Origin of the sequence: Paenibacillus woosongensis (assembly GCF_009725165.1) — a bacterium.
Classification (GTDB): Bacteria; Bacillota; Bacilli; order Paenibacillales; family Paenibacillaceae; genus Fontibacillus; species Fontibacillus woosongensis.
The window spans coordinates 49,605-76,179 of sequence record NZ_WNZW01000013.1; the positions used below are offsets into that span (position 1 = coordinate 49,605).

At 50.6% G+C, this 26,575-nt stretch carries 24 protein-coding genes; 3 read left to right on the forward strand and 21 right to left on the reverse strand.

Annotation, left to right across the window (positions count from 1 at the left end; all coding sequences use genetic code 11):
• Window positions 1-152: 152 nt before the first annotated feature.
• From GNP95_RS21590 to GNP95_RS21600, 3 genes are all read left to right on the forward strand, one after another.
• Window positions 153-881: an alpha/beta hydrolase gene (locus tag GNP95_RS21590; RefSeq protein ID WP_155612903.1), complete on the forward strand. Its 729-nt coding sequence runs from the start codon at window positions 153-155 to the stop codon at window positions 879-881.
• 216 nt (window positions 882-1,097) lie between these two features.
• Window positions 1,098-1,739 (forward strand): thiamine diphosphokinase, encoded by a 642-nt coding sequence (locus GNP95_RS21595; RefSeq protein WP_155612904.1) that lies wholly within the window; start codon window positions 1,098-1,100, stop codon window positions 1,737-1,739.
• 259 nt (window positions 1,740-1,998) lie between these two features.
• A complete protein-coding gene (locus GNP95_RS21600; protein WP_155612905.1) occupies window positions 1,999-2,520 on the forward strand; it encodes a C40 family peptidase in 522 nt (173 codons plus the stop codon).
• A gap of 148 nt (window positions 2,521-2,668) precedes the next feature.
• Here GNP95_RS21600 and GNP95_RS21605 read toward each other — a convergent pair whose 3' ends face one another.
• The 21 genes from GNP95_RS21605 to metH form a co-directional block, all read right to left on the reverse strand.
• On the reverse strand, window positions 2,669-3,346 hold the full coding sequence (locus tag GNP95_RS21605) for a winged helix-turn-helix transcriptional regulator (protein ID WP_155612906.1): 678 nt from the start codon (window positions 3,344-3,346) through the stop codon (window positions 2,669-2,671).
• A 114-nt stretch (window positions 3,347-3,460) separates the two neighbouring features.
• A complete protein-coding gene (locus GNP95_RS21610; protein WP_155612907.1) occupies window positions 3,461-4,540 on the reverse strand; it encodes a ThiF family adenylyltransferase in 1,080 nt (359 codons plus the stop codon).
• 55 nt (window positions 4,541-4,595) lie between these two features.
• A complete protein-coding gene (locus GNP95_RS21615) occupies window positions 4,596-6,143 on the reverse strand; it encodes an ABC-F family ATP-binding cassette domain-containing protein (RefSeq protein WP_155612908.1) in 1,548 nt (515 codons plus the stop codon).
• Between the two features lie 88 nt (window positions 6,144-6,231).
• Window positions 6,232-7,212, reverse strand: a complete 981-nt coding sequence (locus tag GNP95_RS21620; RefSeq protein ID WP_155612909.1) for a hypothetical protein — start codon at window positions 7,210-7,212, stop codon at window positions 6,232-6,234.
• Window positions 7,199-7,750: a hypothetical protein gene (locus GNP95_RS21625; RefSeq protein ID WP_155612910.1), complete on the reverse strand. Its 552-nt coding sequence runs from the start codon at window positions 7,748-7,750 to the stop codon at window positions 7,199-7,201. The genes GNP95_RS21620 and GNP95_RS21625 overlap by 14 nt, the downstream gene beginning before the upstream one ends.
• 12 nt (window positions 7,751-7,762) lie before the next feature.
• Window positions 7,763-8,137: a hypothetical protein gene (locus GNP95_RS21630; protein WP_155612911.1), complete on the reverse strand. Its 375-nt coding sequence runs from the start codon at window positions 8,135-8,137 to the stop codon at window positions 7,763-7,765.
• A 52-nt stretch (window positions 8,138-8,189) separates the two neighbouring features.
• Window positions 8,190-8,687 (reverse strand): ABC transporter permease, encoded by a 498-nt coding sequence (locus GNP95_RS21635; protein WP_155612912.1) that lies wholly within the window; start codon window positions 8,685-8,687, stop codon window positions 8,190-8,192.
• Window positions 8,688-8,707: 20 nt separating this feature from the next.
• Window positions 8,708-10,771, reverse strand: a complete 2,064-nt coding sequence (locus GNP95_RS21640; RefSeq protein WP_155612913.1) for a hypothetical protein — start codon at window positions 10,769-10,771, stop codon at window positions 8,708-8,710.
• Complete coding sequence (locus GNP95_RS21645) at window positions 10,761-12,569, reverse strand: pilus assembly protein CpaF (protein WP_330163559.1); 1,809 nt, start codon at window positions 12,567-12,569, stop codon at window positions 10,761-10,763. Before GNP95_RS21645 ends, GNP95_RS21640 begins: the two co-directional genes overlap by 11 nt.
• A gap of 3 nt (window positions 12,570-12,572) precedes the next feature.
• Window positions 12,573-13,424 carry a hypothetical protein gene (locus tag GNP95_RS21650; RefSeq protein ID WP_155612914.1) on the reverse strand — a complete coding sequence of 284 codons (852 nt, stop codon included), beginning with the start codon at window positions 13,422-13,424 and terminating at the stop codon, window positions 12,573-12,575.
• A complete protein-coding gene (locus tag GNP95_RS21655; protein ID WP_155612915.1) occupies window positions 13,421-14,110 on the reverse strand; it encodes a hypothetical protein in 690 nt (229 codons plus the stop codon). Before GNP95_RS21655 ends, GNP95_RS21650 begins: the two co-directional genes overlap by 4 nt.
• 16 nt (window positions 14,111-14,126) lie before the next feature.
• Window positions 14,127-15,023 carry an SAF domain-containing protein gene (locus GNP95_RS21660; protein ID WP_155612916.1) on the reverse strand — a complete coding sequence of 299 codons (897 nt, stop codon included), beginning with the start codon at window positions 15,021-15,023 and terminating at the stop codon, window positions 14,127-14,129.
• Complete coding sequence (locus GNP95_RS21665; protein ID WP_196427279.1) at window positions 15,024-16,526, reverse strand: serine/threonine protein kinase; 1,503 nt, start codon at window positions 16,524-16,526, stop codon at window positions 15,024-15,026. It abuts the gene before it with no gap.
• Window positions 16,527-16,705: 179 nt separating this feature from the next.
• Window positions 16,706-17,785 carry an SAM-dependent methyltransferase gene (locus GNP95_RS21670; RefSeq protein ID WP_230873943.1) on the reverse strand — a complete coding sequence of 360 codons (1,080 nt, stop codon included), beginning with the start codon at window positions 17,783-17,785 and terminating at the stop codon, window positions 16,706-16,708.
• 56 nt (window positions 17,786-17,841) lie between these two features.
• The gene (locus tag GNP95_RS21675) at window positions 17,842-18,192 is read right to left on the reverse strand and encodes a cyclic-phosphate processing receiver domain-containing protein (RefSeq protein WP_330163563.1); all 351 of its coding nucleotides are present in this window, start codon (window positions 18,190-18,192) and stop codon (window positions 17,842-17,844) included.
• 29 nt (window positions 18,193-18,221) lie between these two features.
• On the reverse strand, window positions 18,222-19,085 hold the full coding sequence (locus GNP95_RS21680; RefSeq protein WP_155612920.1) for a deoxyribonuclease IV: 864 nt from the start codon (window positions 19,083-19,085) through the stop codon (window positions 18,222-18,224).
• On the reverse strand, window positions 19,075-19,893 hold the full coding sequence (locus GNP95_RS21685; RefSeq protein WP_155612965.1) for an Fpg/Nei family DNA glycosylase: 819 nt from the start codon (window positions 19,891-19,893) through the stop codon (window positions 19,075-19,077). Before GNP95_RS21685 ends, GNP95_RS21680 begins: the two co-directional genes overlap by 11 nt.
• A 31-nt stretch (window positions 19,894-19,924) precedes the next feature.
• Window positions 19,925-20,731 (reverse strand): TIGR01457 family HAD-type hydrolase, encoded by an 807-nt coding sequence (locus GNP95_RS21690; protein WP_155612921.1) that lies wholly within the window; start codon window positions 20,729-20,731, stop codon window positions 19,925-19,927.
• Window positions 20,728-21,813 (reverse strand): Gfo/Idh/MocA family protein, encoded by a 1,086-nt coding sequence (locus GNP95_RS21695; RefSeq protein WP_155612922.1) that lies wholly within the window; start codon window positions 21,811-21,813, stop codon window positions 20,728-20,730. The genes GNP95_RS21690 and GNP95_RS21695 overlap by 4 nt, the downstream gene beginning before the upstream one ends.
• Before the next feature lie 203 nt (window positions 21,814-22,016).
• Window positions 22,017-22,952, reverse strand: a complete 936-nt coding sequence (gene rnz, locus GNP95_RS21700) for a ribonuclease Z (RefSeq protein ID WP_155612923.1) — start codon at window positions 22,950-22,952, stop codon at window positions 22,017-22,019.
• Window positions 22,953-23,037: 85 nt separating this feature from the next.
• Window positions 23,038-26,478, reverse strand: a complete 3,441-nt coding sequence (gene metH / locus GNP95_RS21705) for a methionine synthase (RefSeq protein ID WP_155612924.1) — start codon at window positions 26,476-26,478, stop codon at window positions 23,038-23,040.
• Window positions 26,479-26,575: the final 97 nt, after the last annotated feature.

The window sequence follows — 26,575 nt, forward strand, 5'->3', positions numbered from 1 at the left end:
CTTTATACTTATCTTTGTATGTATAACAGCGTATCATTTTTACTATAACAGAAGCCAGATTTAAAACCAGTGAATGGAACACTTACTCTAACGGTTATCTTAACTTATCAGCCATTTAAAAGCAAAATGCAAAGACGGGAGCGTGTTGTATTATGACGGATTCGCGCTATTTAAAACGAACGATCGTCAAGGAAGAAATCGACAGCAAATACTTGGGCGAGAAGCGGTCGCTGCGGATTTATTTGCCTCCGGGCTATAATGAAATCCTCAGTTATCCTGTCGTATATTGTCAGGACGGAGAAGAATTTTTCAATTACGGCCGAATCGCTACTCATGCGAACCGCCTCATCCTGGATGAAGGGCTCGACCCGTTCATCATTGTTGGCGTCGAGGTTGATACATCGGTGCGTACCGAGGAGTATGCTCCTTTCGGCAACCGCTTCGACGCTTATATTTCCTGCTTCACTGAAGAAATTATTCCCTACGTTGAGAGCAAATATCCGGTTCGCCGCGATGCTGACGAACGTATTTTGGCCGGAGATTCGCTAGGCGGCACCATTTCGCTGCATATCGCTATGAAAAAACCTGAGCTGTTTTCCAAAGTGATCAGCTTGTCCGGCGCGTTTTACGAAAAAACCCAGCAGCTGGTAGCCGAAGAATCTGACTTGTCCTTCCTTTCCTTATATATGATCGTCGGCCTGCAGGAGGACAATTACACGACAGATACAGGAACGTATAATTTTGTGGAGCTGAACCGGGCGACCAAATCGCTCCTGGAAGAGCGCGGCGCCCAAATCCGGTACCTTGAAAAAGACGGTAAGCATTTATGGGGTTTCTGGCAGAACGAGCTGCCTGATGCGCTCCTGCATTTTTTGAAATAGTGCGTGCAGTCATCAAAAAATAAGCTGCCTCCAGAGCGTGGTGGCGCTTTCAAATCAACTTGATTTAAAGAGAAGCCGCTGCGGCTTCTCTTTTTGCTTCTTATATAATACACGCACTAGAATCATTGTAGTCTGACCTGGTAAAATTGTGCAAGCCTTAAATCTGTTTTATACTGGAGTTGGGGCATGTTCCGCAAAATGAAAGGAAGTAGAGATATGACTGAGAAAAGAGTGCTCATTTTTGCAGGCGGCAATATGAATCCTGTATTTTTGGAGGAGATCAGGCAGAATGATCTGGTTATAGGCGCAGATCGCGGTGCATTATTTCTCGTAGAGCATGGTATCCACCCTCATATCTCCGTCGGAGATTTTGATTCCATTACACCGGAGGAGCTGGAGAAGGTTAAATGTGCCAGCGGCAAAATCATTACATGTGATCCAATAAATAAAGATTTGACGGATACCGAGCTGGCCTATGTGACCGCTATGGATAATGAAGCCACAGAAATCATCATGATGGGCGTGACTGGTTCAAGAATGGATCATACGCTAGCCAACATTCAAATCATGCTCAGAGGTTTGCAGCACCAGGTCCAAAGCGCGATTTACGACACCCACAACTATATTACGCTCACCGGATCTACCATCACCATCCAGGAGCGCGGCTTCACTTACGCATCTTTGGTTCCTCTTACGCCGGAAGTGACCGGGATAACACTGGACGGGTTCATGTATCCCCTAGACAATGCAACGCTTCGGATGGGGCAGTCGCTTGGGATCAGCAATCGCCTTATCGGTCAGGAAGGAACCATCCGGATCGAGAGCGGTCTGCTTTTAATCATCCAAAGCCGGGATTAACCACAAAATTTAAGACAAAATTGTAACTTCTAGTTACACACGAAGGAAACCTTGATGCTTCAAGGTTTCTTTGCTTTTCTCAGTATGGATTCACTCTATATTCTTAATTTTTTGTAAACTTTAATGGTATTTTAATAAACGCCTTCAAAGCTATGGGAGACAGCGCGCTCCGCAATTCTACCAAAATATAGCTGGTATCAAACCTGTTATACTTCAAATCGAGCCGGTCAAAACAAAAACTTTGGAGGTACACAACAACATGAAATTGCACACTATATCCCAAAAAGTATTGACGGTAGGTATCGTTTCAGCTATTGGCTTTGGAACTTTGCTTGCAAGCGGAGGCGGTACGGCACAAGCGGCTGCTGCTCCTCAAAGCGCAGAAAGCGTTGCTGTTTCTAAGGGAACTCAAGTCGTTAATTTCGGAAAAAAATATATGGGCACACCTTATAAATTCGGTGCATCGACTTCAACAACAAGAGTATTCGACTGTTCTTCATTTATGAAACATATTTTTAAGCAATATGGAGTTAACCTGCCACGTACATCCGCTGCCCAATCTAAAGTAGGTAAAGCGGTATCCAAATCGAACCTGCGTCCGGGCGATATGGTCTTCTTCTCCAGCGGCAGCCGTTCGACAGGAAAAAATATTACACACGTGGCCGTATATATGGGCAACGGTAAGATTCTGCACACTTACGGTAAACCTGGGGTAACGATCTCTGATTTGAACTCCGGAACATGGAAAAGAACTTACATCAAAGCTCGTCGCGTGCTGTAGTTTGTATCAATCCGACTACGTCCGAATGTTAGCATCAGCAGATGCTTACGATATTGCAATGGGACTGTATAACTGACACTTGATCTTCTATCATCTTGCAAAAGAGGCTTCCCGGCAGGCATTTCTGCCAAGGGGGCCTCTTTGTTCATCAATGCATCATATAACCGGTTCCCCGGACAGTATGGATAATCTTTCGAGCGCGCCCGCGGTCGATTTTTTTGCGTAAATGGCGGACATACACGTCTACGACATTCGTACCGGTCGCAAAGTCATACCCCCATACCTCCTGTAAAATATCATCACGATGGCACACGGTATTGGCATGCTTCGCGAGATAAACGAGCAAATCATATTCCTTCGGGGTCAGCTTGATGATTTCCCCTTCCCGGAATACTTTGCGGCTTTTTGGCTCAATACGCAAATCCTCGAAAATGATCTCGCTTGGTTGGCCGTCGTTTAATCTCATGAACAGCCTGACCCAATGCTCCATACGTACGGACAGCTCTTCGAAAGGGACGCTGCCGTCTACGACGTCGCTCGCCCCGGCTGCGAATGCCTCGACAAGCTGCTCCGTACTTCGTTCAAGAAGCACGGCTACGACGGGAAATGATAACACGCCTTCATGAGCTTTAAGCAGAGCCATGGCATCGACGTCCGATACCCCTTTTTCAACCAGCATAATGTCTGGCTTCTGTTTAAGCAGTTCTTCCTTCGTCACATCTTTGTTGCGGAACCAAGTGACGTCATGTCCCGCTTCCTTCAGCTGCCGGTACAAACGGCTGCTCTCCCGGGAGTCCCCTCCTGCCGATAATATATGAACTTCCATACGATTCGCCGCCCACCTTCTGCTCCACATCCCGAATTTATTAATTAAGATGGACAAAATGCAAACAAACCATTCCCTAATTTAACGGAAATGGTTTGCTGCTTCTATCTTACTTTAGCCGAAGTACCTGTCATAAAGCACTTTGGCTTCTACAGTATCCTTCGTTCCATGGACCAATGCCCGCCCGTCCTTAAATAATACCAGCCGGCGCTCTCCAATCGTAAAGGATAGCAGAAACTTATTGAATTCTGCCGTCCCTTCCCCAAGACGCATCAAGGCTTTGGCCGTCTCCTCCAAATTCCATTCCCGCGGTTTAGCCGGACGAATTTGGACAGTATCCCTGCCGCAGAGTACTTCGGTCTTTCGCGAGCCCGAATGGGACAAATAGGGATATGCCGGTTGCGAGCCGCAGGACGGACAGTCCGGCTTCCGGGCCGCATCCATCTTGAGCGCTGCCTGCTCATTGCGCCATAAGTCAAAGGTCAGCAGCGTTCCTCGAAGATGCTCGGTCTGTCCCGTGAGCAGCTTCAGCGCTTCTGTTGTCTGATGGGCAACAACCGTCTGAACCGCAGGCGGAATAATCCCTGCTGTATCACAAGTGTCTCCGCCAAGCGGAATCGAGCCCAGCAGACAGTTCAAACAGGCGGTCTTCCCTGGCAATATCGTATACGTTATGCCATAGCTCCCTACGCAGGCACCGTAAATCCAAGGAATGCCCTTCTTCTGGGAAATGTCGTTAATTACCATTCTCGTGTCAAAATTATCGGTAGCATCCAGTATAAGCTGGATTCCCGGCAATAAGGAGCTTATTTCAGCATAGGTTACATCCATGACATGAGCTTCAATGGTCACTTCGCTGTTAATCGCTTGCAGCCGCTTCTGGGCAGCGATTGCCTTAGGCAGCCGGAGCTCGGCATCTTCTTCCGCGAACAGCTGCTGTCTTTGCAAATTGCTCCATTCCACGTAATCCCGGTCTGCTATGACTACACGCCCAACGCCAGCCCGTACGAGCGTTTCCGCAATGCCTGTGCCCAGCGCTCCAGCGCCTACGATAAGAATAGCGCTTTCCGACAGCTTGCGCTGCCCTTCCGGACCGATCATCGCAAAACGTTCCTGCCTGGAATACCGGTCCGTCCGGTCTCTTGTCTCCGCGGACAATACTGCTGCCGAGGTTTCAGATCGATTGCCTTGCATACCCGCTCCCGCTCCTTTTCATCAGAAAACTATGAGTACCCGCTGCACAATGGCCTTATTTCGTGGACCACTGCTCGACGTCCCAAACCTTCGTTACCCAATCTTCGTAGAAGTCGGGTTCATGAGATACGAGCAGCACCGTCCCCTTGAACTCCTTCAGCGCACGCTTCAGTTCCTCCTTGGCCGCTACATCCAAATGGTTCGTCGGCTCGTCGAACAATATCCAGTTTGTCTCGCGCATCATCAGCTTACACAACCGCACCTTGGCTTGCTCGCCACCGCTCAGCGCTTTGAGCTGGCGGGTGATGTGATCATTCTTCAGGCCGCAGCGCGCCAAATGCGCCCGTACTTCATGCTGGTTCAGATGCGGGAATTCATTCCATACATCATCGATCGGCGTGCCATTTCCTGGGCGAACCTCTTGCTCGAAATAAGCCGGAAACAGGAAGTCCCCCTGATACGTTTTGCCGCTAATCGGCGGAATTTTGCCAAGAATCGTCTTTAGCAGCGTAGATTTGCCGACGCCGTTGCACCCGACGATTGCGATTTTCTCGCCACGTTCAATCGTCATCGACATTTTAGGCAGCAGTGCATGCGTATAGCCGATTTCAAAGTCGATGCCTTCGAATACCGTCTTTCCGCTCGCTCTCGACTCTTTAAAGCCGAAAACCGGCTTAGCGGCCTCCTCGGGCTTATCGATCCGCTCCAGACGATCCAGCTGCTTCTCCCGGCTCTTCGCCCGGCCGGAAGTGGAATATCGCGCTTTGTTGCGTTGTATGAAATCTTCCTGCTTCTTGATAAACTCCTGCTGTTTCTCGTAAGCCTCAATATGCTGGTTTTTGTTGATGTCGGCCATTTCCAGGAACTTCTCATAATTCGCCGAATAACGCGTCAATTTGGCAAATTCCAAATGATAAATGACGCTGACGACTTTATTCATGAACTCGGTATCATGCGAAATGAGAATAAAAGCGTACGGATAGTTCTGCAAATAGTTCGTAAGCCATTGGATATGCTCCACATCCAAATAGTTGGTCGGCTCGTCAAGCAGCAGGACGTTCGGCTTCTCCAGCAGCAGCTTAGCCAGAAGCACCTTCGTACGCTGTCCACCGCTCAGAGTCGAGACATCACGGTCAAGGCCGATCGCGGACAATCCTAGCCCGTTCGCCATTTCCTCAACCTTCACGTCGATCAAATAGAAATCGCCGATATCCAGCTGCTCCTGAATTTCGCCCATCTGCTCCAGCAGCAGCTCTAGCTCCTCGGGAGAGGCATCGGCCATTTTTTCCGTAATCTCCATCATTTCCTTCTCCAGCTCCAACAGCGGAAGAAATGCATCCTTCAATATATCTCGAACCGTCTTGCCAGGTGTCAGCTTCGTATGCTGATCGAGGTATCCGTACCGTACCTTCGGCGTCCATTCGACCTTGCCTTCATCCTTCAGGATCTGTCCAGTCAAAATATTCATTAATGTGGACTTGCCTACGCCGTTTGCCCCAACCAGGCCGACATGCTCACCGGCCAACAAGCGAAATGAGACATTCTTAAACAAAGTACGGTCCCCGAAATTGTGGGAGACGTTCTCTACAGTTAATAAACTCATATTAGCAACCCTTACTCCTTCTATATGACATTCAAGAACCTATTTTAGCATAAGTGGGAGAAGGTCTGAAACAGTTTTTATTTAAGCGTCAGCGGCAAGTATTCTCAAAATATCCCTTAGCCGCCGCATCCCTGCGGTTCGTGAATGCTTGTTCAACACGGTAGCGGGGCGGGCAGCCTTCCCGAAAGAAGTAATGAAGACCCGTCTTTTCATCGATGCCTCCAACCAGCAGCTTGCTTTGCAATAGCCGTCCACCGCCAAAGGCATAATTATTATAATAACGATCACCCACCGGAATGCCCTGCACAAATACAATGACACCGGTATCATTGAGCGTATTCGTCCAGTCCTCCTGGGACAAGGCCGGTAATGTAAAAAAATAATTTACTCCGATCCGTGCTGCGTATTCGTTATGACGATTCATGTATCCTGCTAAGTCCTCCTCAATGGTTCGCACAATCGTCGCTCGCCTGACTTGTTCAAACGCTTCAGCGTCCTGCAGCAATGGTATGTCCGTTGCAAAGCTGAGCTCGCTTTGTCTCCCTCTTAGCCACTCGCCCGATCTGCTCTCATATGCCGTTACCTGATTATCCAGCGTAAATGCAATACTGTTGCCGGATTGATCCGTGTATACATACGGTTTTTTCGGCCTCCAGCGATGCATTAATTCAGACTCACCCGTCCCGGCCTCCTTGCTCTCATGCACGGCATATATAGAAAATCCGTCATATTCAATGACCGCAATTACCGGTATATAAGCCAGCATTGCCCTTTGGGCAATCGGGTCATTCTCAATACCTAAATGAATTGACAATGTCTCGATGAACGCAGAGAGGGCTTCCTCCTTATCCGTTCTCATAAATTTCGCCGAACCATATCCGGTTTCGTAATGCTGAAGCTCATTTAGATTGAGCGCATGAGCAGCATCCTGGACAGCCGTGCGGAGAGCCGAGGTATAACGCAGCTGAAGCCCGTGAGCCTCCCTTAGGTCCCCTGTATGCAGATGAAGAACCCATAGATAGGGCGAAGCAATCAGCACGAAAATCATCGCCCAATCAGTAATCTTCATTGAGCACCATCCCCCCGTAACTCATGGAATTCCATCCGCCGGGGTTTGCAGCCCCATATAAAAAATCATTCAGCACCGTCATCGGCGTTCGCTCCAAACCGGTAATGGTTACCGTGAAATAATCGCCAATTTCCATTTCATACCTGGGGCGCCCGCTTGCGCCGGCTGGAGCTTGCTCAGGAAAAAGCAGCGGCAATATGTCATGGTCATAATAATCTTCATAATGAATGCTGTATCGGTCTAGAAAGGAACTAGAATCGGACGGATCGCTGTATTCCGGATGATATTTTTTGTGACGGTGCACCAGTTCAATCTTGTATACGCCTCCTGCGGCACCAAGCTCATGGACAAAATCCCTGTACATCGATGCCGATAAATATCCTTTATTTCGGACTGCGTCAGCAAACCGAACCAACGTGTTGTATGCCGCAAGCGCCCGATAATCCTCCTCCCGTTGTGCCGATTGAACAGCCGGAATCAAATACAGTAAGACGACAGCCAATATCGCTGCAGAAATTTTAGATAAAGCGTTTGACATCGTTCAGCCCCTTTATTTCTTTTGAAAAGCTATTTTTTGCGCGCGGCCTGCGAAGTCGTAATCAATCAGCACATGATAGCTCTCCTTTAAGTCCAGGAGGGCTGCTGCTTTCATTACAGCCGCATCCTGCAAAGAATAATCATCGCTGCCCGCTTCATTCAAATCCGCCATCCTCCCGTCTATTTCAACGACAACGCCTTGTCTGGCCAGTTCTCCCAAGCTGTGCATGATTTCAGCTCCGCTGTACCGCTCAGCCTGCACTTCAATACCGATCGCAGTATGGATACTGTCCTTTTGACCTTGTGTAAAAGGGATTAATCGGTTCAAGACGTCCTGTTCCAGCCGGGACTGATCTACTGCAAGCCACAAAGCGCTAAGACACGCCATACAACCAATGAGGAGCCATAGGAAGCTTTTCAGCGTATTATTCATGTCATTATTAAGGGGATGCGAGCACAGTCGTCTGCGTAAAAATAATTCCTCTCACAACATTCGAATTATCTTTAACTACTTTCGCTTTGAACTTGCCGCTCGGATTTACATATTCATCCAGTATTTCATTCCAAGAATTGTTGATGTTACCGACCTTATCGCTAATGACAGCTCCGAAATCTTCAATCGGAACATGGTTGCCCACACGAAGCATATTGCCGTACCACTGGCCATTCTGATTTTTTCCGGTCTTCACCTGGATTCCGAATTGCTCCCGGTCCTTGAATTTTCTGAGTGCATTCGTTACCTGTGATCCGCTGACGGTCGTATCATCGTAAACCGTAAACGAGGCCTGCGACAGTTCGGTCTGGATATCCGAGAAATTGTTCTGCGCCGTTTTGGTGGCCTCTTGCGCGGATACGAACAAAATAACCACAATTGTAATAAGCGCAATCGTCAGGAAAATGCCGGCAGCAACCTTTAATGCGGATGAAGCGTTATTCATTTCTTTATCCCTCCAAATCGTTATAATTTCTGAATATGTTCGAAATACAAATCCATCTGTTTGAAGCTCATCCATATGAGCGGGATGACCAAATAAGCGAATACGAGGCTATACATAGGCGTAAAGCCAATCATTCGGCCGAGTTCTGCCCGGGTATCCAGCGATTTCTCGTAATCGAAGCGCCTGCGCTCGAATTGAAACGACATCTCATGCTCCAGATCATCAAATGCCTTAGCAATGGTAATTTTCTCTGCGGCAAGCAGCAGCTTGTCCACAAATCGTCTGAACTCTGCGAGAGCAACTTCTGCTTTCATTTCTTGTAGAGCCGTTTCTCCGCCCTGACTGTAGTTGAGCAGGCATTTTTCTAACGGAGCTTTGAAAATGACGGCATATACATAGAGCCATTCCAAAATTTCCTCCACTGAAATCCGCTCCAGTTCTTTAAAAATTCCCACCATCGTCATGAATTGATAGACTTCCTGGAGCATATCCGAAAGCCTCATTTTGCGCTGGAACAACAGCAGCCAAAGCGGTATCGCGAATGACAAACAGCCCGCGGCCAAAGCGGCAGCAACCTCCCACCATTTTAAATACTCCCGGTCAAGCCTGTTGAGCTTATCTACGATCCGGACCGCCATGGCGGTCAACTCGTCTTGGCTTAGCGTTTGCCCATGGGCTGCGACGGCTGCCTCAGCGGATTTCAAAACGGCATCATAACCAGCCTGGGAAGACATATTCATCTCATCCATCGCCGTTTTCTCCAAGGCAGCGAGCCTCTCGGCCCCTTCCTTTTCCTGAGGCGTCATCGCGCCGAAGAATATTGTGCTCTGCGGCGGCTCCCTGAGGATTTGCTGATAAGTGACCACGTGCAGTGCAATGCAGAGAGCAATTGTCGATATGAAACCTACCAGAAAGAGACCGACCCTCCTTAGTTGAAACCATTCGACTCTCATTTGCAGATTGCTGTCCTTGAACAATTGCGTAAGCCGATAGTATGAAAACGAAGATCGAGGCGGAACGAACCACTGGACGGCGCTTCTTACCCAGCGGATTTTGTAAATCCTGGCCTCCCAGCATATTTTACTTCCGGAAGCCCGGTATGCTGTATCTTCTTCATTTTTTAATTTTTGCAGCAAAATATAGGAAATCAGTATGATCAAAAAAATGAGAATCTTGAGCACAATCCCAGCTTTGCTTAAATAAAAATGATCCATGAGCGGGAAGTTCCGCCTGGCCCACATCTCGATCGGTTTTGTAAAAAATATAGGCGCAAGGGCGATAACATGCAGCCCCTTCAGCAAGTAGTCCAGTTTAGTGCGGCGAATAAGTTCGAGTTGAATTTCTTGCGTCAGGCTGGCTACCGCCCGTAAAAACACCGAACCCTCCTTCGGGGTCTTGTCGCCGAATTCCATAACCAAGCTGGATATTCCCGCAAAGGCCTTTAAGAACCTGCTGGGCGCTGTCTCGAAATATTGCTCCAGCGCTTCCTTCTGCTTAGGTGCAGTCAAGGCCTCATGGATGCGATAGGCCTGGGCACCGATCTCCTCACCGAGCCCTTCCGCAGCTTCGTCGATCGCATCGGTAATCATGCCGTGACGATGGTAGGCATGGCGCACTGCTGCAAAAAACTCCAGCATTTGCTCCAGCAGCTTGCGTTCAAGGCGATTTACGAAACCGTCCAGGACCAGTCCCTGTAAAACCGCAGCCGTAATTAATAGCGTCACGAAAAATATGATGTTCGGATTCATCCAGGTCAGTAAGGTAATGCCCGGGCCGAAAGTAAGCAGGAGCGCATAAACAAGCATCATCGTTCTCCTGCGCAGCTCAAATTCGGCATACGTATGCATCAGCGACAATTTCCCGCGTACCTTGCGGACATAATAGCGCAGGGGAGGCACTCTTAGAAATATGGCATAAGATCTCAGCAGAAAAGCGGTGATATGCTTGCGAACATAAGCCGCTATACTCTGACTGCTATCCGTAAGAGATTCGAGACTGGAGATACGCCTAGAAGCCGCCCATAAGCCGATGCATAACAGCACAGAGATAATTAAAATCCACATTAATACTGTTCTAAGCTCCAATCTCTTCCCTCCAGTAACGATCCAGAAAACGCGCAAAAGCCGCACTGTCCTCTGCCGTCATTTCTCCCGCCATTTCCTGTCTCATGCTCAGAGAGATTGGCTCAACAGGGATATATGCTCCGTCCCGGTATTCCAGCACCACCCTTTCACGGTAACCTTGATCCTGGCGGTCGCACTCCGTTATTTTTTCAATATACCGCGTGCCGGACATATCCTTCCGCAAATGGACATCGAAATCAATTACGCTGACGACTTGCCGTTCCGCAATCTGTTCATCACGAAACAATCCTGTCTTAAGCAAAGAATTACGCAGCGATTCGATCAGATCGCGGAACGTTTTGGCATGATGGGTAAACAGGGTGAACAGGCTGGCCACCTGGGCCATCTGAATCATCCAGGACGCTACATCATCGGTGGCCACTTCGCCGAGTATATTCACGGTGCCGTCCGTCTTCTTCTGCAAATCCAGCCCGGCCTGCCCCGACACATACTCCGTCTCCCGGAACGTCAATATATTTCTATTGCTGTACAGCTTGCGCAAGTTCAGTTCAAAGGACATTTCTTGAACCCTTAAAGTATAGATGGGATAAATGTGCTTCACCAAGGCCATTAGGAGCGTCGTTTTGCCGGAACCCTGGGAGCCGGTAATCGACGTAATCCGGCTGCCTTTCATCAGATACTTGAGCAAGCCTATCGGCAATTCAGCACCTTCCCCGACAATAAGCTGCTCCAGCGCTGCGCTGCGCAAGTCGAATTTCCGAACGAAAAAGGCCCACGATTCGGCAAAAGGCGGCCGAACGACGACAACCCGGGAGCCATCCTTCATTTCATTGACCTTATATCCGTTAGCCTCGGTTAGCTGTCCAGGTAAATTGTATTTATATATGTTCTGGCAAACCCGCTTGAGTTCCGCCTCTTCCCCGAAACTAAGGAAGGACAGACGAATACTTTTGCCCATGTAATAAATCCAGACGCTCTCCCATATCCGTGGTTTTGCATGACCGTCTTCATCGCCCGTTTTTTCGCGGCTTTCCCAGCCAAACTGGGGGAGGGATCGCACGGAATCCCAGTCATCATCCATAGCAGCAATGCCGTTCACTCCCCCGCTAAACCCGTCAATCCGCTGCTCCTTAATCTCGTCTACCACCGAAAACCCTTTATACTGCTGATAGACGCGCTGTACGAGAATATCCAGCTTCTCCCGAAAGGCAAGCTCCCGGTATTCGGCATAAAATACCTCGTCGATATCCCCGCTGTTAATATCGTAATAGGCAGCGCCATCATGCCCGTTCGCCCGCTTGGGCTCATCAAGCCGATAGGTCTCGATCAGCATCGCCAAAGCCTCGTCGCCGAAGCGCTGAGCATACAAATACAAGACAATTTCGAAGCGGTCCCGGGCCGTCAGCCGTTCGCGATGGTGGAAAGGGATATACTTGCCGATCGTCTGCTCATTGACGCCGCAGCCCTTGATCAGCAAATCCTTAATATAGGATTTCACGTACCTTTTATCACCGCGGTCGCCCCAGGTGCAGCCCCGAAGCGCTTTTCGAAGCTCAGCACGGCTTTTTAACTTACGCTGCCAGGCGTCCTCGCTCATGCCCCAATCATTCAGTTGAGCCCTGCTCAATTCATGAAGCTGTTTCTTTACATAGGTTACAAGTGTGTCTATTGGAGCGGACTCTTCATGAAATGCCGGTTGGGCGGGGGGCTTCTCGGCGGAGCGGGCTTTGATCCAAACGTAGGCGATACCCAACAGCAGGACGCATAATATACCGAGCAAGTTGGCAAATTGGGTCACTGGTCATGCTCCTTTCACTTTGCTGTCCAGCGCGGTATCGCTGGCCCGCTCCTTCGATGAAAGCGCTAGGCGAACGAGCTCTTTACAGCTAAATAAAAATTGCTCTCGCTCATACCCGCGCCCCTTCAACAATCTGTACCGCCGGAAAAAGGCGATGATATCCTGGCCGTTCCACGCATCGCTAAACTCGGTATGATACGGAATACCGATCATCGGCACCTCGCAGTTATAACGGCGCTTAATATTTTGCAGGCTCCATTTCGAAGCGGCGTCATACTGGTGGATGACAATAGCTTGGGGCTTCTCGCTGTCCGTCCGCTCCATGCTGCCGTTCATTTCAAAAAAAGTATCCAGTTCGACCCGATTTTGGCGAAGTACCGCAACAAGCGTATCTTCACTGCGAGACAGCCAATTGTTCTGTACAAGAGCATGGACGCCGGATAACTGCATAACAATGATGTCATAGTATCGTTCGGCGATACTGAGGATCGCTCCCAGTTCAGCAGTAAGAAGCATCTCACTCGCACCGGCGTCTACCGGATTAAGGCCATTAACCATGTCGAGCCGTCCCGGCAAAAGCGGATAAGTGTAATCCTTCATGTCCGCCTGAAGCAATCGCCCGCTTTCGGCAAGGCGGATCAGCGCCTCCATGCCATGATCCTGAACGGGCATGCCCAGCTCGCCATCCATCTCCTTATCTCGCAATGCAAATCCTTCCTCTATGCCTGTACCGTCAACTCCGCAATTCATGAGCAGCAGATGATATTTCTCGTGCAGGCCCCCTTGCACTCCAAAGGCCGCAGCGACCTCTGCCGAGCCGCCATATCCCATGTCCCAAAAAACGACTTTACTCATGCCTGCCTCCTTTCCGCTTTGCGCAGCGCTTTTTGTACCGTTCTGAATTCCCATCCGGCCAATTGGCTTATCAAATCGGTAATCGCCCTTTTATAAGCACGGGTAATCCGGTTCATGCGCAAGGTTTGGGAATGCTCATTCTCCGTTTGCACGGCAACATTGATTTCATCAAAGGGGATTCGAATATTCGCTTCCATCCAGTCGATAGGCAGCTGCTCCATCAGGGTCATTACATATCGCTCATCAACATAAGTGTCCATCGCCCGCGTAAACACAGGGCGTACTTTCATCCCGCTAAGCTGCGGCCATCTCTCGAATAATCGGCTGAAAAATTCGCAGCTTCCAGCGATTTCATAACGGTCATAGCTTGCAACCCAGACCACTTGCCCTGCCTCGCTCCACAGATGCCTGCCCGCCGGAATCGAGTGATTAACATCATACAGGCAGTAATCATAAGTTTCCCAGCTCTGCGGCTCCTCCATTTCGGATCCGGCCCGCACGAAGTCAAACCCGTTAAACTCGATAATTTCCTTCCCTCCTGAAATTCCGCCGATCACATAACGGTATTTCCCACGATCAGTGGCATCGATCAGAAGCACTCGATGTCCTGAAGAGGCCAACACCTTGCATATGTAAAGCAGCAAATCTCGTTTATCCGCAGCGCCCGCAAATATCCAACGTACCACCACAATCAGCTCCTTATCACGTATTAGGCACCATCTCGAAACTGTCGCCGGAAGACGCTGCCTCTGCGTTTCGATCGGCGTGGCGCCCTGCGAATTCCGCTGCATTCTGGGGCGACAAGACGGACAGCTCAGCCTCCAATATTTTCCTTGTGGAATGAGATAAAGCATGCTCGGCCCGTGAAACAATATTAGGGTCTTTCTTAATTAGCTCCAGGACGGCCTTGTTTGCCGGGTAAGTCGGGATGGCCTTTGCCTGCAGCTGCGGCTCCACGTATGCAAGCGCGTATATTGAAGCCTTGTGCAAATACGCATCAACAATCGCACTGGAAAGGGACAATATTTCCATTTCATTCAGTGTTACCGTCACCAAGCCCCCGTTCAACTGCTCAATTTTCTTCTTGGACAGCAGAATATAGTCTTGTCCAGTCGGAAATTGAATGCGCACGTCTACGACGTCATGCTTCTGAAGCGCGGCCGGAAGCTGGACAAAGCCCATCTCCCTCCAGCGCAGATCATGGGGCGTCGGCTCGTCCGCGTACAATAACCCGGGTGTTAGCAGCGTCTGTGACGTCAAGGCAATCTTAACGCTTTTTCCGGCGATTTCTTCTTTAGACTTCATGAAATTGGCCGGCACGCTGTCTGCGGGAAGCTCCACTCTTCTTAAGTCCTCAGAATGGATAGGATGTCCTGCGGAGATGTCCCGGGCAAGCACCCATCCGGATACCGACCGGCGTTCTTTCTCCTCTTGAAGCTTCTGAATTTTGCTTTCATACTCTTGAACAAGTGAAGTTCTAATGTAATGAACCTGCCTCGCTTGATATATGGCATAACCGGCAAACAGGAGACCAACAATTCCTGCTCCAGCTAATCCGGCAATCATTAACTGCTTTGTCCGCTGCCTCAGTCTGGACATCTAGTTACCGCTTCCTTTCCAACGTTTTCTCCTAAAGCCAAAGCCCGTCACTTCTACCCGAGAACTCTTCACTGCCTCGGGATAACATATTTTCATCAATTCGCCCACCATCGCCTGACCTGGCTCAAATGGATCGCTCTCCTCAGCGATCTCATACACCCGATCGGTGCCTAAATGCTTGCGAAGCCGGCGCTGCGCCCCCCTCCCGCCCAAGGGAATGAAGCAGACCAATTTGCGCCGAATAGCTTCGCCAACCCGTAGCCCGAAGCTTACCGCCTCCTCCTCCCGCCATTCAGCCCCGGAAACGACGAGGATCGGCAAATCAGCTCGCGAGAATTCCTCAATCAATTCCTTTCGTCCGGTTGAACCAAGATCGCAGATCACGAACTCATATCCTTCAGCAAGCAGTTCGATCCACTCAGCTCGTGACGGATGACGGACATAGTCGACCGCATGAATTCGAAACCGCCGCGGCACAGAAGCATGATCCGCCCTCGATTTCGCCCGTCCTGTAACCGCCTGGGCAAGCTGTGTAAAGGCTGCTGCGCCCGCCTCCATCTCAACGACAGCCACACGCTTGGAGTATCGGGTTAACGCATGTGCGATCATTATTGTCGTGTGTGTAACCCCAATTCCCGGACTCGCGCCCAATACTGCAATCACGCTGCAGCGTTGTGGGCGCCCCGCCTGCTCGTATTCTCTCCTCCCCGCAATCAGTGATAACGCCCGGCTAGTCTCTATCGCCGATGGGTACCTGTCCTGGGGTTCGGCCTGCAGCAGGCGCTGCAAAACAGGAAGCAATCGCGCATAACCATTTCTGCGAATTACGCTTGCCGCCTCCTCGGACCAAACACTGTGTGCTCCCCCCGTTCCGAGGTAAAGGAGAACCGCTCCTAAGGAATATAGATCCGTCCGGCAATCGCTTTGCCTGCCCCCATACTGCTCTGGGGCCGCAAAGCCTGCCGAACCGATTAACACCGTATCCTCCGCCTGATCCTCCTTGTATCTCCGGGCAATTCCAAAATCGATAAACCTAATTTCCCCATGCTGGTCCACAAGCAGATTGGCAGGCTTCAAATCCCGGTGGATGATCGGCGGCTCATGACTGTGCAAATATTGGAGACCTTCGCAAATTTGCTGACCGATGGATATTAATGAAGGCAGGGTCAAATCACTTCCTTGCCTTTCCGCGTAGCGGTCTAGATGCTCTCCTTCTACATAGTCCATAATCATGTACAAGTGCCCCGTTTCGGACGGTCTAGAGATGTCAATGATTCTTGGTAATCTAGGATGATCCAATGCAATTAGCAGCGCTGCCTCCTCTTCCAAAGAAATATTGAAATGCGCCGCTGCGGCAACTACCTTCATCGCCCATGCTTTGCCAGGCAGCTTCAGATCAGATACCAAATAGACCCGGCTCATGCCGCCTGCTCCAATCATGCGTTCAATTCTATATCTGTCTGCAATGATTTCGCCGTCGGCCAGCACCTCGATCAATGGCAAGTGAAAACCTCCTTCCACGCACAAAAAAAGAGAAAGCATCCATGCTGATGCCCGGTCTCGCCGAGCATAATCATGGGATACTTTCCCTTCATTGGCATTTTGTATAATTTTGGAATCAGTATACGTGATCGAACGGCGTTTTGTAAAGTCCCTTTTTGCCGCTCTTTTAATTAATGTTATTAATATTTAATCATATATAGTGTTATTTCGTCCCGATTATGGAACAACTGTTTCGCCCTTTGTACCTGCAGGCGACACTCCTGAAACATACCGATCACCTCTTGAATAAGAGCCATTGGCTTCTTGCTCAGCAGCTTGACCGTAACGATGGCCGTTCCGCCGGGCGCCAATGTATACAGTAAATCGCTAACCAGCTTCGCCGTCAGCTTTGGGCTCCAGCTCATATCGCAGACCAGCAAATCGAACTGATGCTCCCGAAGCTTCACTTCGCCGGCATTTTTTCTAAGTATGGTTAAATTCGGAGCATTCAGAAGCGATGGGTGCATTTTGGCTGGATCCACCGCCGTCACGCAAAGTCCCCGCTCTAGCAGAAATGAAGTCCAGCCCCCGGGAGCGGCTCCGATATCCAGCGCCTCGCGAAATGCTGTAAAATCAACGCCGAAGACCAGCTCCGCCTCAAGCAGCTTGAATTTCGCCCGCGATATCTGCCCTTCCTCCCGCTGAAAGCGCACAGCACCGCCGTTCCAGTCTGAAATATTATCAGCCGGTCGCGATATTCCGGCATAGAGTGACTCTTTCCCTACGAATACCGAGAGGATATATTCCGCATCGCGAACGACGAAGTCTGCGTTCAAACCGCTTAATTTGCCTTGGATCAGATCTTTTAGCTCTGCTGCGGGACCGCTCCAAAGCGAATTCTCAGTTTTCCTAGGCTGTACAGCAATTTTTGCCGCATTTCTGAGCCGCTGGTCGGAAAGCGCCTTTGCCGCCAGCTTCTCTATTCCCTCCGCAAACTCATCTTGTCCGAGTCCGCTCCATTCCCAATCGATTTGGAATAAATGTCTCAGAAACACAGGCGGCCTTTCTGAAGTCGCAGCAATCACTCGGTCTGCCGGTTCCTGCAGCGTTACGCGAAGCACTTCTCCTGGTATCAGTACGGTACTTTTCACCGCACCGAATAATCGGCGAAGCTCCTCTTGTGCATACGGCGCAAAGCCGTGATTGGCTGTACAGATCCACTGGCTCTCCGCGCTTGTCGCCTCACCTGATCCGCTCAATGAAATATCTTGATTACTCAACGTAAAACCCCCAGAAGTAATGGCCGCCATCCAGCACGGCCTTAAAGTGAACTCATCTATTTGCGGGCGCTTCTTCTAGCCATGCTCTCGATTTCATCCAGGCGTTCAAATGGAATCGGCCCATTATGCAAAATAACGCCCTCCGGCTTGTTCTGGTACAAAATTTCGTACATGCTTTTTTTTCCGGCCATACTTGATGTATGCAAGAATATTTCTCTAGGATACAATCCTTCCCGCGCGATGGCCGCTGCTACCTCGGCCCCCGTCTTCTCGCCCGGCCCCATATCGTAATCCAGCGACAGGATGTCGACTTCGGAAATCCGCAGAAGCTCTATGCACTCATCGACGGTCCTAACCAACGTAAATCCTGAGGGACAACGCCGCAAATCATCCATATACACATGAATCAATGTTCTTCGTCCTTTCCCGCGGAATTTCAGCACCAGGCTTTCACCCACCGCCTAACCCGTTCCATATCTTCTCTATAGGTCCCATCTTCGCCTTTCTCACTCTCGAAAATCCATGGTATTCCCCGCACCTGATCGAGTTGCAAAAGCTTGCGGAAGCCCCCTTCGCCAATGTAACCCGACCCAACCCGGGCATGCCGGTCTTTTCGTGAGTGTGCTGGATATTTGGAATCATTGAGATGGATTACGGTTAATCCGCTCCAATAATCCAATTCGGCCGCTTTGCGGGCAAAGATATCGTCAGCTTCCCCGACCCACATTCCCGAAGCGAAGGCATGGCAGGTATCGAGGCAAAAGCCGATGTGCTCCGGCGATTGGCACAGCTTACGGATCTGAACCAGCTCCTCCAAGGTCATGCCCATGTCCCCATGGTCCCCGGCCTGATTCTCAATAAGCAGCTTAGCATTGCCTTCCCAGCCGGACAGCACCTTATTTATACATTGTATAATATTTTGATAACCTTGTAAGGGGTTTCCAGTCTTAAATGTGCCAAAATGAACAATTATTCCCATAGATCCGCATGCTTCTGCAATTTCAAGATCATTCCGCAGCGAGTGAACGGTTCTTGCAAACTGCTCAGGCGCTGCATGCAAATCGACCGCCAAATTGCTCGGATAGGGAGTATGGGCCACGGACAGTATTTCGTATTGTTCGCACAGCTTGCGGCAGCGCTCGGCATCCTGGCGGTCAAAATCTTTCACCGACAAGCTTCTCGGATTTTTTGGAAAATACTGAAACGCGCCTGCACCGGACGAAATCGCGAGTTGTGCGGCTCCCGCATATCCGCTGCGGATGCTGAGATGCCCGCCGACGATTGGCTTCTTAGCGGTCATGCTGACAGCCCGGGCTGTAGAAAACCTTTTTGCCGGCAATTTCGGCTTTGACGATTTCGTCCCCGCAGCGGTAGCATTTTTCCCCTTCCCGGTCATACACCTGGCATAAATCATTGAAACCGCCTGTAAGCTTGTCATCTTTTGTTAACGGAAGCTCCATATAGCCCCCGGCTTCGGTAGCGTGGATCAGAACGTCGCGAACCGCCTGATATAGCGCAGACAAATCGTCCTCGCTCATATTTTGCAGCTTGGCGGATGGCCGCAACCCGGCCGCGTAGGCGATCTCATCGGCATAGCAGTTGCCGATCCCGGCAACGATTTCCTGATTTACGAGCGCGGTCTTCAGGCTGCCCCGTCGCTTGCTGAAAATCGCTTTGAACTTCCCTTCGTTCATTTTCCGGTCGAGCAGTTCCGGGCCCAAACCCGACAGCAGCTCCTCCGCTTCCTTTGCGGTATGCAAATGCAAATAACCTAGTCTAAGGCCGATAAAATACAGCACCATGCCACCTTCGAACGAAATCTCGACTTGCGTGCTGCGGCTAGGCTGGTCCTCCGAACTGCCCAAGTACAAAAGTCCGCCAAGCATCAAATGAAGCAAGAGACGGCGGCCGTTGTCCAAATGAAACAGCAAATGTTTGCCGCGCCGCTCAATAAATATAACTTGTCTGCCCAGCAAAGCATTCGTAAAGGCTTCAGGCTCCAGATTTACCGACTTCTCCCGGTGAATTGCGATTCTTGTTATAGGCAAATCCAAAATATGCTTGGATAGCTGAATTCGATAATTATCCATTTCCGGCAGTTCCGGCATTGTCATCTTTCCCTTCTCTATCTCATTAAACCTATCTTGTTGATTCCAGCGAACTGACGACCAGAGACTGAACATCGGCCAAGCTGTCGCAAATTTGGTCCGGCCTCACTCCGGTTTTTGCTTGAAGCTCAGACAAATTGCCGCGGGTCGTCACCCCGGTCAACGCCAGTATGGTGCCGCAGCCCGCATGGGCTCCAGCTGAGATGTCCGTATACATATTATCGCCAATTACCGCGGTCTCATCAGGACGTACGCCCAAACGGTCCATGGCATGCTTCATCATAATTTCCGACGGTTTCCCAATGGTGACCGGCTGTGCGCCAGAAGCCGCTACGATTGCTGCGGAGATGGTCCCTGCACCCGGCATTAGGCCATCCTGACCCGGCAGCAGCAGATCCGGGTTCGTCAGCACATATTTCGCCCCGCCTGCAATCCACCTAGAGGCTTGAGCCAGCTTCTCATAGGTAAAAGAGCGATCAATGCCCTGCACCACATATTCAGGCTGCTCCGAATCAATGGTCAACCCAGCCAACTTCAACGCTTCGATCAATCCATGCTCCCCAATCGGCGCTACCCTAGCCCCAGGCTGCAGGCCTGCAATATACTCAGCAGCAGCAACAGCCGACGTGCATACATCCTCCGTCTCGGCGGGTATGCCCATTTGGCGTAAATGCTCTGCTACGTCAGCGGGCGTACGCGAGGAGTTATTGGTTACGAATAAATAAGGAATTTCATTATACTTCATTGCATTAATTAGTTGGTCAGCTCCGGGAATCATGCGATTTCCATGATACATCGTGCCGTCCAGATCAATCAGATATGCTCTCCAGTTCGTCAACGCTCCCACTCCTTCTTCCGCACTTGATCAACGTATTTCTCTACGCGAAGCGCGTCGGCAAGCGTAGGCGCCAGCCCTGCAAATTCATCATCTCCGGCAAGTCTCATCATGAAATGATACAGCGCGGCAAAATGGGAATCGACGAATACGCCCATCGTGGCCTTAGCGTCAGGGAGAAGTTTTAGGCCTGCAGGCTCAGGCATGTGGGTGAGCGCACCTCGAAGCAGGTGAACCTGCGGGATAACATCCTTTTCCAAATCCATAACGATGCTTCCTTCGGTACCGACAATCTGAACCGCAAAGGCATCGCTTCCCCATGCTATGCGCGATACCTCCACCATACCACGGACACCCGTAACCGTCTCAAAATTTATCGCCGCCCAATCATCGACTTGAATAGCCACTTTGCGTTCGTCCCCGGACTGAGCGGGGCGTTCGCTTACGAAAGTCTCAGTTGTGCCGCCGATCTGCGCCAAATCGCCAAACCAGTGGCAAATGAGATCAAGCGCATGCACTCCAATATCAGTAATGGCCCCGCCGCCGGACAGTTCGCTGCTGACCCGCCAGCTGAAAGGGCGTTCCTGATCCAGATAGCCGGAGCGAAGATAAGATATTTTACATTGCAGCACCTGGCCGATGCTCTGCTGCCGCAGCAGCTCGGAAGTCCGCTGAACGGCCGGGTGATAGCGGAACATCAGCGCAACCTGTGCCGTTAAATGCTTGGGATATTGGTCCGCCGCTTGCACGGATTCATAATAATTATCGGCAATCGGCTTCTCGCAGTAAAGTGCTTTGCCCGCAGCGCCAGCCACCCGAATACTCTCGGGATGCAGGGCATTTGGAGTACATACGCTGACTGCAGCCACCGATTCCCGGCTAACCGCTTCCTCGATGTCATCCGTTATGTGCGCAAAACCCATGGCTAAGGCTTGCTCTGTATGTAAATCCGGTCTCCGTGTCACTAATGTGTCCAGCACCGGCACAAATGGAGTTTTCTTAAGAACTGGCAGTGTCCGCAGCGCAACGATATGCGTCTTCGCGATTGTACCAAAGCCATGCAGAACAAAAGGAATTTTCTTCAATCCGCACCCTCCCGTAATGTTTGCTTCTATTTATTCTACATAGAAAAACAAAGCGGAAGCAAATTTCCCGCCTATTTTGTATGCTCATTCCGTAAATTAGAACCGCATCAAGTCGAAAGGGATCGAAGCGGGGGCCTGCCCTCGCCGTGTCCTTAGCAAACTTTGAAGCGGCCTGTCATTTCCTGCGCTTTCCCGGAAAATATTTATGAGCCTGATGTCCGTTCTATCCCATACAATACGTGCTCTCTAGCGATTACGGCTTCCGGGAATATTTCCTGCGCCTCGCGTTCAAGCTGCATGATTTGATCCTCGTATTTATAACGCGAGCTCAGGTGCGTCAGGAACAAGCGCTTGGCGCCCGCTTCACGGGCCGCTTCCGCGGCCTGGCGGGCCGTGCTGTGAAAATAAGTATGCGCCGTATCCTTCATCTCATGAAGAAACGTCGACTCGTGAACCAGGACATCCGCATCTCGTGCTAGAGGCAGTATGGCTCCGCATGGACGGGTGTCTCCTAGAATTGTGATGATTCTTCCTTTCTTCGGTTTGCCCTGTACTTCGGAGGCGTGGAGGATCCGCCCGTCTGGAGCTTCAACGCTCTCGCCGCGCTTTAATTTGCCATAAAGCGGTCCTGGACGGATGCCGTAGCTCTCCATTGTGGCAGTGTCGAGCTTGCCGGGCAAATCCTTCTCCATAATGCGATAACCGTAGCTGGCTACCCGGTGCTCCAGCAATGAGGCTTCTACCCTGAACGAATCATCCTCGAACAGAACTCCTCCGTCATGCTCGACAATATCGAGGCTGTAGCTGATGTGCGACTCGCTCAGCTCCAGGCTGGTATGAATATATTGCCTTAGCCCTCGCGGTCCGTAAATCGTCAAAGGATCCTCACCGCCCTGATAAGCGCGGCTGGAGATCAGCCCCGGCAGACCAAATAAATGGTCCCCATGCAGATGTGTGATGAAGATCTTCTCCAGTTTGCTGAGTTTGAGAGGAGAACGAAGAATTTGATGCTGCGTTCCTTCTCCGCAATCAAACAGCCAGAAGGACCGGCGCTCTTCAAGCATGCGAAGGGCGACCGATGTCACGTTACGCTCCAAAGATGGAACGCCTGCATTAGTTCCCAAAAAGTAAAGCTCCATTCTTCTCTCTCCTTTGAGCTGTAGGTGTAGTTGCCAATTCTATGGTCAAAACCCTCCGGGGTACGGAGGGTTTTGCGAAGTATTACTAGGCTTTGTCGACGTTGAAATACTGGGCCTGCGGATGTGCAAATACCATGGCAGATACCGATGCTTCCGGCTCCATCATGAAACCTTCCGTCAGCTCTACTCCGATATCCTCCGGCTTCATCAGCTGGAATAAAGGACCTTGATATTCGAGGTCAGGGCAAGCCGGATAACCGAACGATACCCGGATACCCTGGTAACGTGCACCGAGACGCTGCTTCATCGTCATATCCTGCGGATCAGGGAAGCCCCACGTGTCGCGCATCATATGATGAACCCGTTCAGCAAGCCCTTCGGCTACCTCCAGAGCAACGGACTGCAGCGCATGAGAGCGGAGGTAATCCCCCTGCTCCTTCAGCTTCTCGGAACGGTCGCGAATGCCTTGCCCGGCGCTAACGACGAGGAAGCCCACATAATCCATGATGCCGCTGTCGACGGATTTCAGAAAATCAGACAGACAGAGGTACGGCTCAACGCGCTGACGCGGGAAGTCAAATCTCTGCAGCACCTTCGTATGATCCTGCGGATCATAGATGATGATTTCGTTTCCGGACGATTGCGCTGGGAAGAATTGATACATCGCCTGAGCCTGGATGATCCCGTCGGTGACTGCTTCGTACAGAATTTGATCGACGGTTTCCTTCAGCTGAACCGCTTTGGAATCTTCTTTAGCTAGCAGCTGCTCGACGGAGCCGCGTAATCCCAAATGATGTCCCAGCAGCATTTGCATATTGATATAAGGAATGATATGGCTTATCGGATAATTGCGCAGGATATGGCGTTCCAGATCCGGCGGTGTGAAAACCGGGACATCGGTCGAGATGTTGGATCTTTGAACACGCGTCAGCTGCGGCAGTTCCTTGACCGCAACGGCAACGCTGCCCTCAGCTTCCTTCTCGGCCTCCATTTCCAGGCGCATTTCTTCTCTTTTGACCGGATCCATAAGTTTGTTGGCTAAGTCGAGGCCATCCATCGCGTCCTTGGCGTAAATGACCATGCCGTCATACTCCGGGCGAATCCGCGTCTTCGTGAATTTCCGGGTCAATGCGGCACCACCAACTAGAATCGGCACCTCGATCCCTGCGTTGCGCAGGTCCTGAGCAGTTAATACCATTTGCTGAGCGGACTTCACAAGCAATCCGGAAAGGCCGATCGCATCCGGCTTCTCTTCACGATAAGCTTCAATAATACGCTCCGGTGGTACTTTTATACCCAAATTAATGATTTGGTAACCATTGTTGGACAAAATGATCTCAACCAGATTCTTACCGATATCATGAACGTCTCCCTTTACGGTAGCAAGCAGGATTTTACCCTTCACCGAGGATTCGTTCTTCTCCATAAACGGTTCCAGGAAAGCGACCGAGGCCTTCATCACCTCAGCGCTTTGCAGCACCTCCGCAACGATCAGCTCGTTGTTGTTGAACAGACGGCCAACCTCTTCCATCCCCGCCATCAGCGGTCCGTTGATAACCTCCAGCGGGCTGTATTTCTTCAGAGCTTCCTCCAGATCAGGGATCAACCCTTCCTTGCTGCCTTCCACGACGTAATTGGCAAGCCGCTCTTCCAGCGTCAAATTGTCGGCTTTGGCTTTTTTCTCAACCTTCTTGTCCCGGAATGCAGCCACAAAGGCTGCTAGCGTCTCGTCGCTCGTGTTGAAAATGAGCTCCTCCGCCAGTTTCCGGTCTTCCTCGGAAATCGAAGCATAACGCTCCAGCTTCTCCGTATTGACGATCGCATAATCGAGACCGGCTTTCGTACAGTGGTACAGGTAAACGGAGTTGAGCACCTCGCGGCCGGCGTCTGGCAATCCAAAGGAAATGTTGCTCAGACCAAGAATCGTTTTCGCTCTCGGAAATTTCTCCTTGATCATTCGAATGCCTTCAATCGTCTCCACAGCAGAGCCGATGTATTGAGGATCTCCCGAGCCTACCGGGAACATATTCGGGTCAAAAATAATATCCTCCGGCTGCATTCCGTATTTATTCACAAGCAAATCGTAGGCGCGCGAAGCAACCTCCATCTTCGCTTCACGGGATACGGCCTGTCCACGCTCGTCAATGAGAATACAGACGACAGCCGCGCCATAACGGTGAATAAGCGGAACAATCTGCTGGAATTTCGTCTCGCCGTCTTCAAGGTTAATAGAGTTAATTATCGCTTTACCTTGGGAATATTTAAGCGCCAGTTCAATAATATGATCATAGGTAGAATCGATCATGATCGGTGCTTTGATTTTCTTCGTGACCATCGGATAAAAATTCTTAACAGCATAGGCCTCATCGATATCCGTATCCTGCAGGTTAATATCGATAACCATTGCGCCGCCCTTCACCTGAGAACGGGCAATTTCCGAAGCCTCATCGAACTTCTCTTCCTTGATCAGTCGCTTGAACTTCCGGGATCCGGAAATATTCGTCCGTTCGCCGATCATAATCGGCCGGTTGTCTTCCTCAAGATATACAGCCTCTACTCCGGACACGGCTGCGGGATGCTTGCCGTTCATTTCCCTTGGAGCATACTGGCTCATCGTCTTCACAAGCGCAGCGATATGATCCGGCGTCGTTCCACAGCAGCCTCCGGCAATATTCAGCCAACCCTGCTCCGCGAAGGCGCCCATCTTCATCGCCAGCGATTCCGGCGATTCATGGTATTTACCGTTCTCATCCGGCAGCCCTGCGTTCGGATAGCAGCTCACCCCAACACTCGACATATCGGATAAAGTTCGGATGTGATCCCGCATGAATTCCGGCCCTGTAGCGCAGTTAAGACCAAAGGAAATCGGCTTCAAATGCTCCAGCGAAACGTAGAACGCCTCAATGTTCTGTCCGGCCAGCGTCGTGCCCATCGGCTCGATCGTACCTGAAATCATAAGCGGCAGCTTCTTGCCCGCAGCTTCGTAGGCGCGGGAAATACCGATGCTGCCCGCCTTGACGTTCAGCGTATCCTGCGACGTCTCCAGCAGCAGGGCATCCACTCCCGCCTCAACCAGCGCGAGCGCCTGCTCTTCATAGCTGGCGATCAATTCGTCAAAGGTAACTCCACCAGTAACCGATAACGTCTTCGTCGTCGGACCGAGCGCTCCCACCACGTATCTCGGATGTTCAGGCGTGCTGTATTTCTCAGCAGCGGCGATCGCCAGACGCGCAGCCGCCAGATTGATTTCGCGGGCTTTGTCTTGTATATCATATTCGGCTAGTACGACGGACGTCGCACCGAACGTATTCGTCGATATTAAATCTGCTCCGGCTTCCAAGTACTTCTCGTGAATCCCCTGGATCACGTCAGGACGGGTGAGCACGAGCATTTCATTACAGCCGTCCAGCTCTTCGCCTCCGAAATCGGCCGGCGATAAATCCTCCTGCTGAATCATCGTACCCATGGCACCGTCGAGGATCAATATTCGTTCTTTCATTCTGGACTCCATGCTAGGCTTACTCATGATCTAAATCCCCCCCACAAAACATTAACATTTAGTTTAACAGAACAAAGCGCTAAAGAAAAGGTGCTAACCAATTTACTTGAGTCTGCAAACCCTT

What these genes read in the sequence shown, in the direction of transcription:
- GNP95_RS21590 (WP_155612903.1), top strand. Translation starts at nt 153, where the DNA reads ATGACGGATTCGCGCTATTTAAAACGAACGATCGTCAAGGAAGAAATC.
- GNP95_RS21595 (WP_155612904.1), top strand. Translation starts at nt 1,098, where the DNA reads ATGACTGAGAAAAGAGTGCTCATTTTTGCAGGCGGCAATATGAATCCT.
- GNP95_RS21600 (WP_155612905.1), top strand. Translation starts at nt 1,999, where the DNA reads ATGAAATTGCACACTATATCCCAAAAAGTATTGACGGTAGGTATCGTT.
- GNP95_RS21605 (WP_155612906.1), bottom strand. Translation starts at nt 3,346, where the DNA reads ATGGAAGTTCATATATTATCGGCAGGAGGGGACTCCCGGGAGAGCAGC.
- GNP95_RS21610 (WP_155612907.1), bottom strand. Translation starts at nt 4,540, where the DNA reads ATGCAAGGCAATCGATCTGAAACCTCGGCAGCAGTATTGTCCGCGGAG.
- GNP95_RS21615 (WP_155612908.1), bottom strand. Translation starts at nt 6,143, where the DNA reads ATGAGTTTATTAACTGTAGAGAACGTCTCCCACAATTTCGGGGACCGT.
- GNP95_RS21620 (WP_155612909.1), bottom strand. Translation starts at nt 7,212, where the DNA reads ATGAAGATTACTGATTGGGCGATGATTTTCGTGCTGATTGCTTCGCCC.
- GNP95_RS21625 (WP_155612910.1), bottom strand. Translation starts at nt 7,750, where the DNA reads ATGTCAAACGCTTTATCTAAAATTTCTGCAGCGATATTGGCTGTCGTC.
- GNP95_RS21630 (WP_155612911.1), bottom strand. Translation starts at nt 8,137, where the DNA reads ATGGCGTGTCTTAGCGCTTTGTGGCTTGCAGTAGATCAGTCCCGGCTG.
- GNP95_RS21635 (WP_155612912.1), bottom strand. Translation starts at nt 8,687, where the DNA reads ATGAATAACGCTTCATCCGCATTAAAGGTTGCTGCCGGCATTTTCCTG.
- GNP95_RS21650 (WP_155612914.1), bottom strand. Translation starts at nt 13,424, where the DNA reads ATGAGTAAAGTCGTTTTTTGGGACATGGGATATGGCGGCTCGGCAGAG.
- GNP95_RS21660 (WP_155612916.1), bottom strand. Translation starts at nt 15,023, where the DNA reads ATGTCCAGACTGAGGCAGCGGACAAAGCAGTTAATGATTGCCGGATTA.
- GNP95_RS21680 (WP_155612920.1), bottom strand. Translation starts at nt 19,085, where the DNA reads ATGACCGCTAAGAAGCCAATCGTCGGCGGGCATCTCAGCATCCGCAGC.
- GNP95_RS21685 (WP_155612965.1), bottom strand. Translation starts at nt 19,893, where the DNA reads ATGCCGGAACTGCCGGAAATGGATAATTATCGAATTCAGCTATCCAAG.
- rnz (WP_155612923.1), bottom strand. Translation starts at nt 22,952, where the DNA reads ATGGAGCTTTACTTTTTGGGAACTAATGCAGGCGTTCCATCTTTGGAG.
- metH (WP_155612924.1), bottom strand. Translation starts at nt 26,478, where the DNA reads ATGAGTAAGCCTAGCATGGAGTCCAGAATGAAAGAACGAATATTGATC.